This window comes from Raoultibacter massiliensis (genome assembly GCF_900199545.1).
GTDB lineage: Bacteria > Actinomycetota > Coriobacteriia > Coriobacteriales > Eggerthellaceae > Raoultibacter > Raoultibacter massiliensis.
The window spans coordinates 913,860-931,925 of record NZ_LT962670.1 but is presented as its reverse complement, the minus strand read 5'-3'; the positions used below and the strand labels follow the sequence as shown (position 1 = coordinate 931,925).

At 60.1% G+C, this 18,066-nt stretch carries 13 protein-coding genes; 3 read left to right on the top strand and 10 right to left on the bottom strand.

Translation table 11 applies throughout. From position 1 onward, the window contains the following. The 4 genes from C1719_RS03890 to C1719_RS03870 form a co-directional block, all read right to left on the bottom strand. Complete coding sequence (locus C1719_RS03890) at nucleotides 1-681, bottom strand: response regulator transcription factor (protein WP_102373884.1); 681 nt, start codon at nucleotides 679-681, stop codon at nucleotides 1-3. 150 nt (nucleotides 682-831) lie between these two features. Next, nucleotides 832-2,523 carry an FAD-dependent oxidoreductase gene (locus tag C1719_RS03885; protein WP_102373883.1) on the bottom strand — a complete coding sequence of 564 codons (1,692 nt, stop codon included), beginning with the start codon at nucleotides 2,521-2,523 and terminating at the stop codon, nucleotides 832-834. A gap of 287 nt (nucleotides 2,524-2,810) precedes the next feature. Next, the gene (locus C1719_RS03880) at nucleotides 2,811-4,133 is read right to left on the bottom strand and encodes a helix-turn-helix transcriptional regulator (protein WP_102373882.1); all 1,323 of its coding nucleotides are present in this window, start codon (nucleotides 4,131-4,133) and stop codon (nucleotides 2,811-2,813) included. Nucleotides 4,134-4,864: 731 nt separating this feature from the next. Continuing rightward, the gene (locus tag C1719_RS03870) at nucleotides 4,865-7,276 is read right to left on the bottom strand and encodes a glycoside hydrolase family 3 C-terminal domain-containing protein (RefSeq protein ID WP_102373880.1); all 2,412 of its coding nucleotides are present in this window, start codon (nucleotides 7,274-7,276) and stop codon (nucleotides 4,865-4,867) included. Nucleotides 7,277-7,480: 204 nt separating this feature from the next. Here C1719_RS03870 and C1719_RS03865 point away from each other — a divergent pair, with 204 nt between their 5' ends. Continuing rightward, nucleotides 7,481-7,741 (top strand): hypothetical protein, encoded by a 261-nt coding sequence (locus C1719_RS03865; RefSeq protein WP_102373879.1) that lies wholly within the window; start codon nucleotides 7,481-7,483, stop codon nucleotides 7,739-7,741. 137 nt (nucleotides 7,742-7,878) lie between these two features. Here the strand turns inward: C1719_RS03865 and C1719_RS03860 are convergent, their stop codons facing one another. The 6 genes from C1719_RS03860 to C1719_RS03835 all read right to left on the bottom strand — a co-directional run bounded on the left by C1719_RS03860 (nucleotide 7,879) and on the right by C1719_RS03835 (nucleotide 16,208). After that, on the bottom strand, nucleotides 7,879-8,631 hold the full coding sequence (locus C1719_RS03860; RefSeq protein ID WP_102373878.1) for a DUF2087 domain-containing protein: 753 nt from the start codon (nucleotides 8,629-8,631) through the stop codon (nucleotides 7,879-7,881). A 226-nt stretch (nucleotides 8,632-8,857) separates the two neighbouring features. Continuing rightward, nucleotides 8,858-11,353, bottom strand: coding sequence for a phenylalanine--tRNA ligase subunit beta (gene pheT / locus C1719_RS03855; RefSeq protein WP_102373877.1), 2,496 nt, complete (start codon nucleotides 11,351-11,353; stop codon nucleotides 8,858-8,860). Between the two features lie 14 nt (nucleotides 11,354-11,367). Continuing rightward, nucleotides 11,368-12,429: a phenylalanine--tRNA ligase subunit alpha gene (gene pheS / locus C1719_RS03850; RefSeq protein ID WP_102373876.1), complete on the bottom strand. Its 1,062-nt coding sequence runs from the start codon at nucleotides 12,427-12,429 to the stop codon at nucleotides 11,368-11,370. Nucleotides 12,430-12,988: 559 nt separating this feature from the next. Beyond that, entirely contained in the window at nucleotides 12,989-14,491 is a 1,503-nt protein-coding gene (locus C1719_RS03845) for a serine hydrolase (RefSeq protein ID WP_102373875.1), read from the bottom strand. Between the two features lie 89 nt (nucleotides 14,492-14,580). Beyond that, nucleotides 14,581-15,486: a serine hydrolase gene (locus C1719_RS03840; protein ID WP_425439803.1), complete on the bottom strand. Its 906-nt coding sequence runs from the start codon at nucleotides 15,484-15,486 to the stop codon at nucleotides 14,581-14,583. 443 nt (nucleotides 15,487-15,929) lie between these two features. Beyond that, on the bottom strand, nucleotides 15,930-16,208 hold the full coding sequence (locus C1719_RS03835; RefSeq protein WP_102373873.1) for a hypothetical protein: 279 nt from the start codon (nucleotides 16,206-16,208) through the stop codon (nucleotides 15,930-15,932). A 150-nt stretch (nucleotides 16,209-16,358) separates the two neighbouring features. Between C1719_RS03835 and C1719_RS03830 the strand changes: the two genes are divergently transcribed. Both C1719_RS03830 and C1719_RS03825 read left to right on the top strand, forming a co-directional pair. Then, nucleotides 16,359-17,057 carry a GNAT family N-acetyltransferase gene (locus C1719_RS03830; protein WP_102373872.1) on the top strand — a complete coding sequence of 233 codons (699 nt, stop codon included), beginning with the start codon at nucleotides 16,359-16,361 and terminating at the stop codon, nucleotides 17,055-17,057. 4 nt (nucleotides 17,058-17,061) lie between these two features. Further along, nucleotides 17,062-17,970 (top strand): helix-turn-helix transcriptional regulator, encoded by a 909-nt coding sequence (locus tag C1719_RS03825; RefSeq protein ID WP_102373871.1) that lies wholly within the window; start codon nucleotides 17,062-17,064, stop codon nucleotides 17,968-17,970. The last annotated feature ends 96 nt before the right edge of the window (nucleotides 17,971-18,066 follow it).

The window sequence follows — 18,066 nt, the reverse complement described above, 5'->3', positions numbered from 1 at the left end:
CTACGCCTGCCATCGGTATCCCACGCCCCAAACCGTCTTGATGCGATCCTTCTCGCCGCCCGCATCGGCGAGAGCGCGCCGTAGCCTTCGAATGTGCTCGGTTACAACCGAACCGTCACCGGGCTCTTTCCATACAAGCTCGTAGATGCGGTCGCGATCGAACGTCTGGTTCGGATGCTTGACGAGCAATTCGCAAATCTCGTACTCCTTGCGCGTCAGCGATACCTCCTCGCCGTCGGCGAGCACCGCCCTGCGGCCGAAATCGATGCTTAGACGCTCGTCGATGCGAACCGTGCTCGCAACCTGCCTGCGCCGATCGCGCGCCAGATGCGCCGCAACGCGCGCGCCGAGCACATCGAGCGAAAACGGCTTGGTCACGTAATCGTCTCCCCCGGCGGCGAAGCCGTCTATCTTATCCATGTCCTCGACGCGCGCCGTGAGGAAGATGATCGGGCACGACACCGAATCGCGAATCGCTCGACACGCCTCCATCCCGTCGAGCGCCGGCATATTGACATCGAGCAGGATGGCATCGGGACGCTGCCGGGCAACGCGCTCGAGCACCTGCGCGCCATCGAAAGCAGTCGCAACCAGATACCCCTTGAGCTCGAAATAGCTCTTGAGCATGGCTACGATATCGCGCTCGTCGTCCGCTATCAATATGAGGGGTTTTTCTTCCATGCATCCCGCTTTCGTCTGATCCCGCACGCGATCGCCAGTTGTTGAAACGATAGCAGACGAATGTCAAAAAAGCATCAAATGCCGCGGCGCGCATGCGAATACCCCATGCGCGCCGCAAAGCACCCTTTCAACGAGAATTCCGAGCTGGCTTTAATTCTTCGCTAAAATGTCGCCGAGCATATACCCCCATGTCAGGCATCGGCCATTCGAGTTCCCGGGCATGTTGATGGGATAGTCGACCGCATACAGGTCTCCCGAGGTGTTGCCGGTCGCATAGAGTCCCTCGATGGGCGTGCCGTCCTCCTTGAGCACTTGCAAATCGGTGTTGATCTTCAAGCCGCCGACGCATACGAGGATGACCGCCTCGATCTTCGTGGCGTAGAAAGGCGGCTCTTTGATGGGATAGAGGAATACGGCTTCTTTTTCGAAATCGGTGTCTTCGCCCGCTTCGCACATCTCGTTGTAACGCTCCACCTCGGCAAGGAAGTTCTCCTTGTTCACACCGATCTTTTCGGCAAGCTCTTCGAGGGTATCAGCCTTCCAAGCGGTATTGCCCTTCTCGACTTCAGCCTCGACGGTTGCCTCTATTTCGGCGGGATCGAACTCCTGGGTCACGCTGCGGCTCATGGTGTCCCAGAACATGCCGCCCCCGTAGTTCAGGCTATCCTTGTTGTTCTCTCCGAAGTTCCTGTCAAAGATCGAGAATCCAACCTGATCAGGCTGCTTGAGCGTCTGAATTGATTTCGCCTGCACCCAGTTCGCCTCGTTGAAGTAGCGCTGTCCGTTCTTGTTTACGAACATGAAAGGGCCGTGGAACATAGTGCCGCCCTGTGGGTGCAGCGCATTGGGAAGCGGACCGTCCTGCATAACGCCGCCTGCCCACATGCCCATCTTATGGCCATCGCCGGTGTTGGCGCCCTGCGGCATGTAATCGCTGCGCATGTTGACGAACAGCGGCTCAAAATACGCCTCGCGCATTTCCTGATCGCCCGCGATGTCGCCCGTAGCGAGAACAACGCCCTTTGAAGCATTGAACTGTTTGTAGGCGCCATCGGCGTCCTTCACCACAGCACCCGTGACCCTGCCGCTCGAATCCTGCACGAGCTGCTCGGCAGTATGTTCGAAGAGGAACTCGACGCCCTGATCGAGACACGATTGGTACAGAAGACCCGTCGGAACGAAGTACCCAGCCTCTTCCGGCATGGCGAAATCCCCTGCCTGGAAGGTATGAAAATCGGGCTCTTCGGGCAGAATCTGGCTACGGGAGTACCCAGCGTAAAGCGTGTAGGAAGCGCCGTACTCGTCGGCCTTGTCGAGCAGCCAGTCCATTGCGGGCCCCGAATTCTTGAACCACTGAGTCACGAGCCGCTCGTTGTTGCGGTTGCCGCAGGTGCGATTCCAGCGGTATTGCGCAGCCACGGGCTCGATCTCGAAGCCGAGCTCCTTGTTGAGGCGGGAGTTGCACGCCCCCATGCCGCCACCGCGACCGTTCACCGTCGTGGTCTTCTCGATGACGGTTACCTTAAGGCCCTTCTCGACCGACGAGCAGGCCGCCGCGACACCCGCGTTGCCCGCACCGATAACCAGAACTTCCACGTCGACGGTCTCGGCGATATCCGATTCGGGGATGGGATCGGGTTTGACATCCCACGAATGCCCCGCAGAAGCGGCTCCCTGCGATCCCGAGCCCGCGTTCGCATCGGCCGCAGATGCCGAATCCTGACCCGATGTCGCCTGAGGCGAACATCCCATCAATCCGGCAGCAGCCGCAAAAGCGCCCGTAGCTGCAGCTCCCGCGATAAAGCTTCTCCTGGAAATACCGCTTGTTTCCTGATTGCCCATATTTCATGCCCTCCTTGACGTTGGGGCGGCCGGCCGTGGACGAAACGGCAGCCGTCCGACGGGGATTCCCTTATCTTGCCCCGTCTTCGTCTATACATAGCATCGGGAGGATGCGCGCACATGCACCGTTTCGTCACGAATCGGGGAAAACGACTCTAGTGCGAAACGTCACAGTGCCTTTGAACTGGGGGCTTGAGGACAGCCTACGCATACTCGCAGATTTTGTTCGCCTTCCGGCAAGGGGATTGCGGAAAACGAGAGACGCCATCCTTTCCCAACGGGCGCCCTCAGCCCCTCTCTCGCTCAATTACGTTATGAAGGCTTTGGCGATCGTTCACGCCGATCTTTCGGTAGATGTTGCTGATATGGTTCTTTGCCGTGCCAAGCGCAATCGAAAGTTCCTGGGCGATGAACGGCGCACTTCGCCCTCGGGCGAGCAGACCGAGTACCTCCTGCTCGCGTTCGGTCAGTCCGTAGATTTCGGCGAGCGCCACGCACTTCCGATCGAACAAGCTGTCGGCTGCGGGCTCGGCCCGCACATGATAGAACCGGCTGAACTCGCCTTGCGGAAACAGCAGCATCCCTGCCGCAACGAGCACGACGATGCAGAGCATGGCAACCGAAACGTCAGAGGGATCCAGCACAAAACACCACTCGCCCACCACGGTTCCGGCAAGCGATCCGAGGCGGGCGGCGAACAATGCGATGCCGAAGATGCGGACCACCGAACCCCGCATCCTGAACGCGATATCGGATGCCGCAAGCATGACGAGCATATCGAGGCAGTAGCCGCCGTAGATCATGATGCCTTCCCCAAGAAACATGTCTTCGGGAGGAAACACCTGCATAAGCGCTATGCCGCACACAAGCGCGGGAACGATCGGACGCAGAAGGGCCGACGGCTCGTCGGTCGGAGACACGACGAACATGTACGCCGTGAAAACCAACAGGCATAAGGCGGCAAACGCAAACGAAAGATCCGCCTCGCCGCCCGCCCCCGCGTAAAGGTATTTCTGCGAAATGCCCCATACGAAGTTTGCCGCAACGAGCGCTACGAGAGCCTTCCCGACGGGAAGCTCAGACCACGAAGGGGGCTTGCGCACAAGGGGCCTGCGCCGGGGCGCGGCGCAGGCGAACAGGTAACCCGCCAGCGAAGCAAGCGGAAGCAACGCGCTTACCGCAACAGCCGCGCCGAGCGGCAACGCGCGCACGGCGAAGAAGATCGCAAACGCCGCCGTATACGACGCACAGAGCAGCCTTCCGACGTATCCGGTTGCAAGGGTACTCCAAAGCGATCCCCACGTAATGAGCAGAAGCGCATTGCCCAGAGAGAATGCGGCGGCCGTCACGACGAACGGAAGCCCCCCGAGCGCACCGAGCAGCTCGGAGTGAGCGACGATGCCCATTCCGAGCGAACCGCCGACGGCAAGCGCAGCCGTCAGGGCGAGGATGCCTCGTTTGCCGAGCAGCCGATCAAGGCCCGCTTCCCGTGCAAGCACTACCGCCAGATAGCCGAGACAGCTGAGAACAAGCAGCAAAACGGTCAAACTGACTGGAAACGGCGTTTCGAAGGGATCGGGAAGCAGGGCATCGGTGCACATGGCGATCATCCACCACGCCTGCCAAAAGCCCAATCCGAAAAAAGCAAGCAGCCTGCCCCCGCTTTTCGGCCTGTTGCTACGGCACACTCCCTACCCCCGATCATCGTTTCCGCCACTATCCTCCATCCAGGAGCTACCAGTATACGCCGAGATATCAGGTTTTGATGCGCCGAGCATGCAGATGCGCCCGCAGCCAGCGAAACGCCCGAGACGGATGACGGGGGCAGAATGGCGGGCAGAAAGCGGGCAACGGAAGGTGGACGAGATGGAGGCAAGGCTTTGACAGAGGATTTCGTCAAACTGGCTGAAAAATACAGTTTGGGCAATAAGGCGAGCGACACGGATTCACATGACCTGCGCGTTTTCATCGGCTCGGCGAAACCGGCTACCGATTATCGCGATTATCACTGCCCAAAGTCAATTTTTCAACCATTTTCGCCGTTTCCGCTGTCACGCCTGCAGCATGCACCCTCCTTGGCGCTCCATCCCCTCATGCACGCCAACCCAGGACGCCTCCGCACGCGTACGTCAATTCCCCGATCCCCACGCGCGCACCCAAGTCGACGCGCATGCACCTGGCTGCACCCGCGCCCATCGAGCGGGCGACGCCGACGGCAACCGCCATTTGCGGAACCGCTTGGAATATAGCCCGCATTCCGACAACGGAGAACGCTCCAGAAAACCCACCGACCTACCGCAACGCATGCGGGACCCGCCATCGCGACTCCGTTTCACCCCGTTCAGGCTTTGCGTCCAAAATGTTGGCTACCAGCCTTTTTCGCGGCGTGGTTAACAGCGCGCAGCCGCCTCGCCCCCCGGATGAAGCGGTAATTAAGGATATCGACCACTCCTTCGACAACGCCCATATCGATGCCCGACATGGCAACAGCACGCAGCGGGGTGTCCATGGCCGCCCGGTCGAACGCGGCACGCGTTTCCTCATCGTCGGGAACGAGGAACTTGAGCTCGCGGCGCAACGCCCACTGCACGATGCGCCCGATAAGAGACGATTTCAAATCCCCGACCGTCGCATTGACCGTATAAGGCCGCATGGCGGTGAGAACCTTCGGAAGCGGCCGCGCGTAAAGCTCCCGGAAAGCCTCGTCGGAAAAAGAGGCAGCCGCAACGTCGCGGTAGGATTCGGGCGCGTGGTCGAAACGCTTCGCCGACCCTGAAACGACGATGCGCTTGCGCAGGCGAACGTCACGGCTCGATGCCGATACCCGAATCTCATACTCGCCCGCTTCGACATCCCACCTTTTCGTGCGGGCATCGTAGTGCGCAAACGCACGCCGCGGGAGAAAGAAGGAAACCGTGCGCTCCTCCCCTGGATCGATAAAAACCTTCGCGAACCCCTTAAGCTGCTGAGGCGCTTTGAACACGCCGGGCGACACGGGGGCGACGTAGAGCTGAACAGCCTCTTTTCCCGCACGACCCCCGCTGTTGCGAATCGCGCAGGCAATCGCGAACCCCTCGCCATCGCGCTCGACGAGCAAGCGGGAGTACTCGAACGAGGTGTACGATAGCCCGAAGCCGAACGGATAGGCCGGCTCGACTTCCGCAGCATCGAAGTACCTGTAGCCGGCATAGATGCTCTCGCGGTAAAGCGCCTGACGTCCGGAAGATGGATACGAAGAGGCGTTTTGGACATCGCCGAGTTTCATCGGCCATGTTTCCGCGAGTTTTCCCGACGGATTGACATCGCCGAGCAATATCGATGCGGTCGCCGCACCGCCCTGGCACCCCGCCAGATAGCTCAGCAGGATCGCCTGGGGTTCGAATCTCCACGGCATCTCAACGGGCGCCCCGCCCTGAACGACCACCACGGTCCGAGGATTCGCTGCGCAAACGCGGGAAACCAACTGGTTGTGGCCTTCGGGAAGCGCCATGTCCGTCCGATCGAATCCTTCCGCCTCCGCAGCATCGGTCAGGCCCACGAACACGACCGCAACTTCGGCAGCTCGTGCTGCCGCGGCGGCTTCCGCAAGCAGGGCTTCGCTTGTCGCCCCCGTGCGATGATCGTATCCTGCCGCGTATTGGCAGGATACACCGCACTCGGCAAAAGCATCACGGGAGCACGCCAAAGAGACGGGATTGATTTTCGAGGATCCCGCCCCTTGGTAGCGCGGCTCGCAGGCAAACGCTCCGATGAGGGCGACCGAATCGCTGCGGGAAATCGGAAGAGCGCCTTCGTTTTTCAGCAGAACCGCCGATGCCTCCGCCACCTCTTGGGCGATCGCAAGCCGCTCTGAGGGATTGAGCCGGCGATGCTGCTTTTTCTTTCCCTCGATGTGCCGGACGTGCAGCATGAGCACACGGCGAACCGCATCGTCAAGCTGGTCGCGCTCGAAATCGCCCGCTTCGACCGCAGATCGGATGCTCCTTCGATAATCAGGGCGGGGACCGGGCATGACAAGATCGAGTCCCGCCTGAAGGCTTTTCCCATTGTCGTTTTCGGCCCCCCAATCGGTCACGAACGCACCCTCGAAACCCCATGCTTCGCGGGCGAGTTCCTCCATCAGGTACCGGTTTTCCGAGCAATACGTTCCGTTCAGCAGGTTGTACGCCGTCATGACGGTCCAAGGTTGCGCGCGCTCGACTGCGATCCTGAACGGTTCGAGGTACAGCTCGTGCAGCGCGCGATCATCCACCACCGAATCGACGATCAAGCGATTCGTTTCTTGGTTGTTGGCCGCAAAGTGCTTGAGGGATGTACCGACTCCATGGCTTTGAACCCCTTCGATGTAGGCCGCCGCAAGCTCTCCAGCGAGAAAGGGATCTTCGCTGAAGTATTCGAAATTACGTCCGCACAAAGGACTGCGCTTCATGTTGACCCCAGGTCCGAGCACAATCGAAACTCCCTGATCGCGAGCTTCTTCGGCAATGGCTTCACCCATCTTGCGCACCATGTCGACGTCGAACGAGCACGCCGAGGCGCTCGCCGTAGGAAAGCACACGGCAGGATCGCTTTCGGCGATTCCCAGATTGTCGAAAGGGCCCGACTGCCTGCGCAAGCCATGAGGGCCGTCGGCAACGAGGATCGGCTCGACGCCGAGCCTCGGGCAGCCGCCAAGGGTCCAGTAATCGACACCGGTGAGGCACGCGCACTTTTCTTCGAGCGTCATCTCGGCAACGATGGCATCGACGTCCATAGCGTCTCTTTCTCTCGTTCGCATATTCAGTGCATTATCACCGTCGACCGCACTGATGTCCACCGACGATATTCGCAGAGACCGCAATCCGCCCGAGCGGGCGATCGGCACCGCGAATCAGCCCGAATCAGCCCCTTTATCGATTACTTGTTTAATCAGCTTTTGGGCTGCTATACTTGGCCGAGCGGAAGGAAGGTGTTCGGCATGGGCCTATTCTACGTTCAGATAGCAATCAGCTTCTTTGTCTGCAGCTGCGCGGCAGCCATCTTCATTTGGCTTCTCTATCGCCTCGCCTGCATGTTCGACGACGTTCGATACCTCGCCGACGTCGCCCAGGCGAATGGCGCCCCCGTCGAGAGAAAACGCTCGCCGCTCAGATTCATCGTCATTGCTGTGGGCACGGTTGCCGCACTCTACGGGTTTTCCCTTACGTTCGGACTGAACCTGCTTGCCTGGCTTCCTTGAGGCCAACGCCCCCGAAGAGCGATGAACTTCGGAAGAGCTCCCTTCGATGGAAGACGTTCGCCCTTGCCGAACCCGGGGAACAAGCAAAGGGAGGCGGCCAAGCCGCCTCCGAACAACAGCGCGTTTTGCGCAGCCGCTTACTTCAACCAGTACTCGGAACCATCTTTTTTACGACCCATGAAGCCGTAGTCGACCAGGTAGCGTCGAAGCATGCTGTAATCCTCGTACACCGCCGAAAGCATCTCGCGCGTTTCCGATTCCGAATAGGTGCGTCCGAGGTCGAATAGCTTCGCGACTTCGCTCAGCACGACGACCTGCCGCTTCGCTTTGAGCGGATAGTGGCGCAGTCGCAAGGGCTCCATGGTTTCGAACTCGCTCTTCAGAATGCGCTCACGTTCCTTTTCAGTAATCACATACCGATCGTCCATCATGGTTGCCGTGTTGGGGATGTCGACGATATCCTCGGCCTTGCGCCGGCTTCCATCCTCGCCGAAGACCTCTTCGTAAACGGCAAGGTAGTACTTCGCCTGCTTGGCCTTCTCGCGAAACGTGAACTTCTGATGCCTGACCGTCGAAGCCTTGATGCCGAGCTTCGAAGCGATCTCGTTATCGGATAGGCCTTGCGCGAACAATCCGAGCAGCTCTTTTTGGGTGTCGGTGAACGTATTGTACTTGGCGCCACCTTCGATGAGCTTGCAAAAGGAACCGTCGTGCTCTGCGGCAATATGCTCGCGCGCGGCAAACTCCGGCTCGAAATAACGATCCCCCATCGGAAACACCTGCCCTGCGGGAAACCTCCGTCCACAGTAATTGCATACGTGGGCCTTCTCGGATTCGTCGTATCGGTATCCGTTGCGAATCTCGTCGATAGTCAATGTTCCGTAATCCATGCGTGTACTCCATTCGTGCGCAATATGCTTCGTTCATTTTGTATTTCATAAACGTATTATGATTATGTTTATTATTATTGTCAACATGCTACATATTGCATACATATGCACAGAAGACCCGCATGTACAGCCCGATCGCAAGCATTCGCGTCAAAAAGAAGCGCTCCGGCCGCATCGGCAACCGGAGCGCTGTTCGAATCTTTGCCGCAGGGGACTTGGCGACCGCCTATCCGCGCACCTCCGCGCCGGTAGCAGCTGACACCTTCTTGACAAGGCGCTCGTGCGCCCTGTCGGCCTCATCGCTCGTCAGCGTACGGTCCTCTGCTCGGTAGGTGAGCGCATAAGCCATCGACTTCTTGCCGGCTCCCACCCGCTCCTCATCGCGGTACACGTCGAAAAGCTCCGCTTTTTCGAGCAGCTTGCCTCCAGCCGAAGTCATGCATTGAACCAGGCGCTCGTTCGTCACACTCTCATCGACCACGAAGGCAACATCCATCGAAACCGCTGGAAACACGGGCACATCGATGTAATCGCGCGCCGGGCGGCTCGCCTTTACGAGCGCATCGATATCGAACTCGAAAGCAACGACAGGTGCCGTGGCCTCGTATGCATCTGCCGCGAGCGGGTGTATCTCGCCCACCCAGCCGAGCACGGCACCGCCCGCAAGCACCTCGGCGGCGCGACCCGGCTGCAAATGCGGAGCCTCATCCGCCTCGAGCGCCTTGAAACGCACCTTGGCGATGGCGAGCTCGCGCATCAGGTTCTCGATTACGCCTTTGCCATCGAAGAAATCAAACGGAGCAGGATCGGCATTCCAACCCGCCTCGCCCATCGCTCCCGCCAGCACGCCGGCGAGCTTCTGCTTCTCCTTGGGCTTCTTCCTTCCCTCTGCGCCAAAGAACACAACGCCCATCTCGTAGAGCTGAATGTTCTTGACGCCATGGCTCTGATTGTAGGCAACCGAGCGCAAAAGCCCGGGGATGATGCTCTGGCGCATGATCGACTGATCGGAGTTCATCGGATTGATAAGCTCGACTGCAACGCCCAGGCCATCGGTCTTCATGCGCAAGCGTTCGAGCTCGGCAGGCTCGGCGAACGAATAGGTCATCGTCTCGTTCAGGCCGCTCGCGCGCATTGCCGCGTGGATAGCGGACACTTTCTGCTCGGTTTCGCTGCGCGACCCGATACGGCCGCGGCCGCCAGGCAGCGTTGCGGGGATGCGATCCATCCCGTACAGACGCAAAACCTCCTCGTACAGATCGATCTCGCGTTCGAGATCGGGGCGAAACGTCGGCGCGACGACGGGCAGCGCACCCGCCTCGTCGGCATCGGCGACTTCACATCCCAACCGCCTCAGGGCATCCTCGATGAAATCGCGCGGAATATCGGCGCCCATCATGGAGCAGAAGCGCGGAACGCGGAAGGCGAGCTCGCGCACCTCGGACACGAGCGGCCACTCGTCCACGATGCCCGCATCGTTGCGCGCAGCATAGCTCACCGTGCCGCCGGATACTTCCGCAATGAGCGCAGCAGCAGCAGCCGAGCGCAGCTCGATTCCATGATCGTCAACCCCGCGCTCGTAGCGCATCGAGCTTTCGCTGATAAGCCCCAGGTTGCGGCTCGTGCGGCTCGTGCGCCCCGCCTCGAAGGTAGCGGCTTCCAACATGATATCGACCGTTTGATCGGTGACTTCGGTATCAAGGCCGCCCATGACGCCGGCAAGCGCCACCGCGCCTTGCTCGGGCGTGGCGATGACCGTCATGTCGGATGTGAGTTCGCGCTCGACGCCGTCGAGCGTAACGAGCCTTTCGCCTTCTTCGGCGGCGCGAATCACGATGTGTGCCTGGCCCGATTCTCCCTTGAGCTTATCCAAGTCGAACGCATGCAGGGGCTGGCCGAGCAGAAACAAAATGTAGTTCGTCACGTCTACGATGTTGTTGATGGAGCGCTGCCCGATAGCCGCAAGCCGCTCGACCATCCAATCGGGACTCGGCCCCACTTTGCATCCGCGAATGACCCGCACCGTATAGCGCGGGCAGCGCACCGCATCGTCGATGGTCACGCGCACCGCCTCGTCAACGGGTTCGACGTTCGAGTCGATCCGCATCCCGGAAGCCATGTCGGCAAGAGGGTCGCTCCAATCGCGCTGGTACATGGCGCCCAGCTCGCGCGCCATGCCCGTCATCGAGAGGCAATCGGGACGGTTCGGCGTGATCTCGAGATCGAGCACCGTATCGACAAGACCCCGATACTCTGCGAAGGGTACGCCGATGGGCGCATCCTCCGGAAGGATCATGATGCCGTCGTGATCGCCGCCAAGCCCCAGCTCGCGTTCGGAACAGTTCATACCGCAGCTCGCAACGCCGCGCAACTTCGACTTCTTGATCTTGATGCCGCCGGGAAGCTCCGCCCCGACCATGGCAACCACGATATGGTCGCCCGCGTTGAAATTCTGCGCGCCGCACACGATCTGCAGCGGTTCGGGGTTTCCGTCGGCTCCGATGTTCTTATCGCCCACATCGACCGTCGTCACCCACATATGGTCGGAATCGGGATGCTTCTCCTTCGTGACGATCCGTCCCGTCACGACGTTGTCGAACGCGGCGCCGATCGTCTCGATGCCCTCGACGCCCGTTCCGGTCAAATCGAGCCGATCGCAAAGCGCCTTCACATCGGTGGGCACTTCAACGTATTCGCTCAGCCATTTTAGAGATACTTTCATTGCCATGCCTTCCGCTAGAACTGACGCAAGAATCGCATGTCGCCTTCGAGCAGCATGCGAAGATCGGGTACGTTGTATTTGAGGCATGCGATGCGCTCGACGCCCATGCCGAACGCGAAGCCCGAATACTCCTCCGGGTCGATACCCGACATGGAAAGCACGTTCGGATCGACCATGCCGCATCCGAGGATCTCAAGCCAACCCGTCCCCTTGCAGAAACGGCAGCCCTCTCCGTGGCAGATGCCGCAGCTCACATCGACTTCGGCGGAAGGTTCGGTAAACGGGAAGTAATGTGCGCGGAAACGCGTTTTGCGCTCGGGGCCGAACATCTGCTTGCAGAAATAGTCGAGCGTGCCCTTCAGATCGCCGAACGTGATGCCCTTGTCGACCACAAGGCCCTCAACCTGCGTGAACTGGGGCAGATGGCTCGGGTCGGCAACATCGCGGCGATACACCTTGCCCGGCGCGATGACGAAGATGGGAAGCTCCTGATCTTCCATGGCGTGCACCTGAACGCCCGAAGTCTGGGTGCGAAGGAGCACGTCGGATTCTCCGCGCACGGTGGCAACGTCGCCCGAAAGATCGCGCACGTAAAACGTGTCGGCCAAGCCGCGAGAGGGATGATCTGCCGGAGCGTTCAACGCTTCGAAGTTGTAGTAATCGGTTTCAACCTCGGGACCCGTGGCAACCGTGTATCCGATGCCGAGGAATATCTCGGCAACCTCATCGGTGATCCTGCTGATAAGATGACGCGTTCCGATTTGCTGCGCGCGCCCGGGAAGAGTCACGTCAACCGCACTCGCATCGATCTTCGCCGCGAGTTCTGCAGCCGAAAGCTCGGCCTTGCGCGCCTCAAGCGCCCCCTCGATTGCCACGCGAACCTCGTTGGCCGCTTTGCCCACGGCCGCGCGCTCCTCCTTGGGCACGCTGCCCATCGAGCGCAGATACCCCGTAAGCGTCCCCGATTTACCGAGCACGCCGATGCGCACCTGCTCGAGTGCCGTAGAATCGGCAGCTTGCTCGATGGCGGCAAGCGTCTCGGTGCGAAGCGCCGCCAACTCCTCTGTCAGTGCCATGTTCCTGCCTTTCCGTCTTCATGCCGCACGCATCGAACCGCCGTCGGGCGCCGAACCCATGCGGGCAATAAAAAAGAGCCCTATCCATCCTTGCATCCAAGGACGAGATAAGACTCTCGCGGTACCACCTCGGTTGACAACCCGCTCGACCAGGTTCGCACACTGCGCCCGATCGGGGTTGCCCGCTCGTCTGCTCGATAACGGGAGCACCCGGCGAAACCTACTGGCATCGGACAAGCCCGACCGTTCAATTCCGCTGCTGGTAAAGTGAATCATCGCGCATGCCGTCGAGCCTTTTCAGCCGAGGGGCTCTTCTCTGGTGGCGCCATGGTGCCGCGATGCCGTCTTCGTCATTGCATTTACGTATTCCGTTGTAACGCGTTAGTATAGCCCATCGCAAGCTTTTCGCCAGGCTTTGTGTAAAAGATTTTTTTGCGAGACGCATCGAAGAGCGGCCGCAAGACGCCCAGGTGCGGCGCGAAGTCGCTGCCGGTGCGGCATGCGGGCTTCTTGCGGCCGAAGCGAACGGCGCGGATAGCCGACGCGCCCAGGCGGGCTTCTACGCGGAAAGAAGATCGGCGTGGGCCGAATCGAGTGCTTTGATGAGGTCGACGATGAGGTAGGCGTTCTCCGTCAGATAGGGATCGGAGTAATCGGCATCCGACATGACGGCGACAAGGTAGTCGCCCGACGGGCTCTCGACGATCCCCGCGTCATTAAGCGCCGAAAGACCGCTATCGGAATCGTTGGATTCGAATCCGGCCTTCGCGTATACCTTGCATTCGGCTCCGAGCGCTTGGCGAAGAAACGACACTTCGGTCGACCCGAGGAGATCTTTGACGCTTTGTGCGCCCTCGCTCTCGGTTTCGAGAAACGAATCTATTGCCAGCCAATATCGAGCCAGATCGCATGCGCAGTAATTGAGATACCAGCCCGAATCGCTTTCCGCCTGCGGAACGCCCGCCCGTGCCGTCCATTCATCCCAGCTTGCGCCTGCGTAGTGGCTGCGCAGCATGGCGTAACCCGTGTTGTCCGAATACACGATGGTGTCGGCGATCACTTCCTCGAGAGCGTACTCGTCCTTGTCTTCTTCCGAAGCCATAACGCCCGTCCCCCCGTATGACGCATCTTTCACAAGGGTATCGGCAAGCTCGATTTCGCCGTCTTCGATGAACTCCTGCCACAGAAATGCGACGAAGGGGGCCTTTATGGTGCTCGCCGAAAAGAAATCGGTGTGAGCGTTATAGCTGAGACCCCTTCCCGTGCTCAAATCAAGAACCACGAAACCCGCATGGTATCCGCAGTCGGCGAATGCCGCCAACGCATCCTCGATGGCGGCGGAATCCCCTTCGCCCAGAGGCTCCGAGGTACCCTTGAGCGCCGAAAACACGGTGATCCCGTTTCCGTCCGAAACGACGTCTAGATCCGACGAATCAAAAGCAAGATGGGGCTTTTCCTCAAGGGCCTTCGCAAAAGCGCCGTTGATCGCAACGGTGGCATGCGACGTCTCCCCGGAAGCGTCACCGCGGTCGAAACCGGAGGTCAGCGCACCGAGCGCTGCCGTACCTCCCCCGATCACGCAACAGACGACCGCCGCCGCAACGAGGACGCGGACAAAAGAAATGCCATACGACCTGCTTCTCGGACCGAAGCCCCCGACGTAGCCGAGCGGGGCGGTTTCGCGATAATCGCGATCCAAAGAGCGCTCGGATGACCGTCGCGAAGTTCGGGGGAACGAAGATCCCTGGCGCGATCGGGCATCGACGCCGCCGAAGCCGTCACCGCGCTCGGGCCGGCGGCCCCTCCCGCCCTGCACCGCAACCGCATCTGCCCGACGGCGCTCGCGCGAAGCCTGGCCAGAAGGCCTCCGCTCCCGCGAACCGGCCGCATGCGAAGCACCGCCCGCCTCTTCACGGTCGAGGCCCCCGGGTGCCGAGCGCCCCGACCCGAACGACACCGATCCCCGCTCCACCGTATGGCGGGAACGGGAATTGCCGCAATCGGCCCGCGCGCTGCCGCCGCGAAAGCGCTGTCCATCTTCGTATATATCCCTGTCTTTCATATATACGTATAGTACTAATATATCTGGATTCGTCCACGGCGTTTTTCGGTTACGAGCCGAAATTCGCAGACCCTGTGGAAAACGCGACGCTATTCGGCGAGCAGATCCGTATGGGCGGAATCGAGCGCCGTGATGAGATCGGTGATGAGCGAAGACGTATCCGCCAGCCAATCCGGGTCGTAATCGGCATTGGACACGATGGCCACCAGGTAATCGCCTGAAGGTCCCGACACGATGCCCGCATCGTTCATCGCACCCAGATCGCCGTTTTCGGAATCGACCTCGAAGCCCGCCTTGGCGTACACCTCGGAATGCGAACCGAGGGCGGTTCGCAGAAACGATATCTCCGTCGTGCCGAAAAGGTTCTTGACGCTTGTCGCGCCTTCGCTTTCGGTATCGAGATAGGAATCGATCGCAATCCAGTAACGGGCCAGGTCCTTCGCGCTGCAGAACGGGTACCAGCCCTCGGCGCTTACGGCCTGGGGAATACCCGCGGCAATCGTCCATTCATCCCAATCCGAGCCTTCGTAATTCTCGCGGAGCACGGCGTATCCGGTGTTATCCGAATATACGATGGTGTCGGCGATAACCTCCTCGAGCGAGTATTCCTGCTTGGTCTCAGAGGCCATAACGCCCGTGCCGCCGATCACGATATCCTTCTCAAGCCGATCGGCCGGATCGGCCTTCCCGCTATCGATGAGCTCCTGCCACAGAAACGTCACGAATGGCGCCTTGATCGTGCTCGCGCAGAAGAATTCCTCGTCGGCGTTGTAGCCGATGCCTTTGCCCGTATGCAGGTCGAGCACCACGAATCCGGTTTGGTATCCGGATGTCGCAAAGTTTTCGATGGCCTCCTGTATTTCGGCCGCTTGAGATTCTTCAAGGATCTCGGAAGTGCCGTCGAGCGCCGAGAAGAGGTTGATCTCGTAGTCGCCCGACGCAGCATCGACCGCCGTTGCGGAGAAAACAGGGTCGGAATGCTCTGTCGGCGGCATATCGACAACCGCCTCGGTTGCATCGCCTAACTCCGCTTCGGGCTCGGCGGGCTCGCCCGANAACCGCCTCGGTTGCATCGCCTAACTCCGCTTCGGGCTCGGCGGGCTCGCCCGAAGAGGCGAACAACCCCGACAGGGCCCAAACCCCTCCCCCGATCACAAGCACGGCGAGCACAACGGCAAGCACGGCAGGCGATACGGGCAGGCTCTCGTACCATCGCGGTTTATGTCCCACATAGATCTGTTTAGCCATGCCGCATTCCACCGATATTCCGAAGTTAAAGGCCCGTCGATCGGCAGGCCCGCGTTTTTGGATACGATCTGCCCGATCCGATGCGATCGGACGCGTGTCTTATTGTGACAAAAAAGCCCGATCCGCGAAGACGCATTATTCGAATCTCCACATAAATCGAGCTTTCATCGAATGGGCCGATCCCAGCCGATCAATCGGAATGAACCCCTATGAGACCGAGCATGTTCGAGTACGTGAGTTTCTGCGCAAGCAGCTGCTGGGCTTGCGCCGTTTTGAGCTTTCCCTGCGCCTTGAGCACTTCGAGCCGCTCGGCTGTTTTCTCATACTGGGCTTCCAGCATCTCCTGCATGTCTTCGTAAGCCGCCAGGCGATCGATCGCCCGACCGCGGCAGGTTCCTTCGCCGCACTCGATCAAGCCGGCATCGACCTCGTAGCCGCCCTCGTCGCGCTTTGCCGTCAACCGTTCCATTACACGCCTCCTCGCAAGCAATCCCCGTCGCAACCGTTCGCAGCGACTCGGTATTTTACATGGCACCAAGCCTACCACGAGCCCGTTCTGCTAGGATGGGATTCGTTCGAACCGCATATCGTTTCGCTTTCCCAATTTCAAGGAGCCCGCATGACCGCGCCAGCCGGAGGCATAGTTTTGAGACCCGCCCGCATCGACGACGCAGAAGGCATTCTCGCCATCTACGCCCCTTATGTCGAAGCCTCCCCCGTCACGTTCGAAACCCAGACGCCCTCGAAGGCGGAATTCGAGCAGAGAATGCGCGATACCATGGAATGCTACCCCTACATCGTCGCCGAAGCAGGAGGCGAGCTCGCGGGATACGCCTACGCCCACCGCATCGGCGAGCGTGCGGCGTATGCGTGGAATGCCGAGCTGTCGGTTTACCTCGATCCGAAAAAACAGGGTGCGGGCATAGGCCGCAGACTGTGCGAGTCGGTCATCGATCTGCTGGCAGCCCAGGGTGTTCGCAACGTATTCAGCCTGATCACAATACCCAATGAAGCAAGTGTCGGCCTGCATTGCTCCCTAGGTTTCTCGCTTATGGGGACTCAGCGGCAAGCGGGATTCAAATGCGGAGCCTGGCACGACGTTGCGTGGTACCAAAAGCAGATCGGAGATTTCGCAGGCGAGCCGAGCCCTCTTGTCGCAGCCTCTCAGCTCGACGGGCATCTCGTCGAAGCGGTCCTGCGAACTCCCCCCCAAACAGGCGCCCCCGAAGCGAACCCGCAGACGCGCCGCCCAGCAGACGATCTCGATGCGAGCCTGCGGCGCATCGACCCGACGCACCGTACCGAAACGAACAGGTAGCGCCATGCAGACGGGGCGCCTCTTCGAAATAGTCTACCTCCTGATGGAAAGACGGCGGATGACCACCGAAGAGCTCGCGCGCGAACTCGAAGTTTCAGCCCGTACGATCAGGCGCGATGTCGAGGCCCTCTCGGGTGCGGGAATTCCTGTTTACATGACCAGGGGGAAAGGCGGCGGAGTCCACCTGCTCGATAATTACGTGCTCAACAAATCGCTCGTATCGGAATCGGAGCAGGAAGAGATCCTCGCAGCGCTTTCGGCGCTCGGCAGAACCGGCGCCGTCGACGACGACGCGGTTCGCGACAAGCTCGCGCGCGTATTTCAGCGCGAACCCGTCGACTGGCTCGATATGGACTTCTCGTTCTGGGGCGCTCCCCCGGAGTACAAACACGCCTTCGACATCATCCGGCGCGCGATATGCACACGGCATCTGCTGCGGTTCCCCTACTACGACGCCGCGGGCAACGCATCGGTACGCACCGTGGAGCCGGCACGCCTCGTATTCAAGGAATCATGCTGGTACGTGAGAGCGTTTTGCCTCGAAAGGCAGGCGTGGCGCACGTTCAAGCTGTTTCGCATCCGATGGGAGGAGATGGAGATGCTTTCCGAGCAGTTCGCCATGCGAGCCCTTCCCGAATCGCTTGGCGAATCGGGAAGCCGCCCCCACGGACCCGACAAACTCGTGCTGCGCTTCGACGCTTCGTCGAAAGAACGGGTGCGCGAAGAGTTTGCGCCCGACATGATCGGATACCTCGACGATGGAAGGCTCGAGGTAACGCTCACGTGCTCCCTCGACGAGCGCACCCGTTTCTACCTCTTGTCATTCGGATCGCATCTCGAGGCGATCGAGCCGGCCGACCTGCGCAACTGGCTACGCGAACAGGCGCAACAGGTGGCCGATACATATCGATAGCTCTGAAAGCCGGTTCGAAGAACCCCATCCCATCGAATTTTCAATTCTTTGCGATTAGAGGACATGCCCTGTCCTCTAATGCTCGGTATTCTGGCT

Coding starts and splice junctions, on each gene's coding strand:
- C1719_RS03890 (WP_102373884.1), bottom strand. CDS start 681: ATGGAAGAAAAACCCCTCATATTGATAGCGGACGACGAGCGCGATATC.
- C1719_RS03885 (WP_102373883.1), bottom strand. CDS start 2,523: ATGGGCAATCAGGAAACAAGCGGTATTTCCAGGAGAAGCTTTATCGCG.
- C1719_RS03880 (WP_102373882.1), bottom strand. CDS start 4,133: ATGATCGCCATGTGCACCGATGCCCTGCTTCCCGATCCCTTCGAAACG.
- C1719_RS03870 (WP_102373880.1), bottom strand. CDS start 7,276: ATGGACGTCGATGCCATCGTTGCCGAGATGACGCTCGAAGAAAAGTGC.
- C1719_RS03865 (WP_102373879.1), top strand. CDS start 7,481: ATGGGCCTATTCTACGTTCAGATAGCAATCAGCTTCTTTGTCTGCAGC.
- C1719_RS03860 (WP_102373878.1), bottom strand. CDS start 8,631: ATGGATTACGGAACATTGACTATCGACGAGATTCGCAACGGATACCGA.
- pheT (WP_102373877.1), bottom strand. CDS start 11,353: ATGAAAGTATCTCTAAAATGGCTGAGCGAATACGTTGAAGTGCCCACC.
- pheS (WP_102373876.1), bottom strand. CDS start 12,429: ATGGCACTGACAGAGGAGTTGGCGGCGCTTCGCACCGAGACGCTTGCC.
- C1719_RS03845 (WP_102373875.1), bottom strand. CDS start 14,491: ATGAAAGACAGGGATATATACGAAGATGGACAGCGCTTTCGCGGCGGC.
- C1719_RS03840 (WP_425439803.1), bottom strand. CDS start 15,486: ATGCCGCCGACAGAGCATTCCGACCCTGTTTTCTCCGCAACGGCGGTC.
- C1719_RS03835 (WP_102373873.1), bottom strand. CDS start 16,208: ATGGAACGGTTGACGGCAAAGCGCGACGAGGGCGGCTACGAGGTCGAT.
- C1719_RS03830 (WP_102373872.1), top strand. CDS start 16,359: ATGACCGCGCCAGCCGGAGGCATAGTTTTGAGACCCGCCCGCATCGAC.
- C1719_RS03825 (WP_102373871.1), top strand. CDS start 17,062: ATGCAGACGGGGCGCCTCTTCGAAATAGTCTACCTCCTGATGGAAAGA.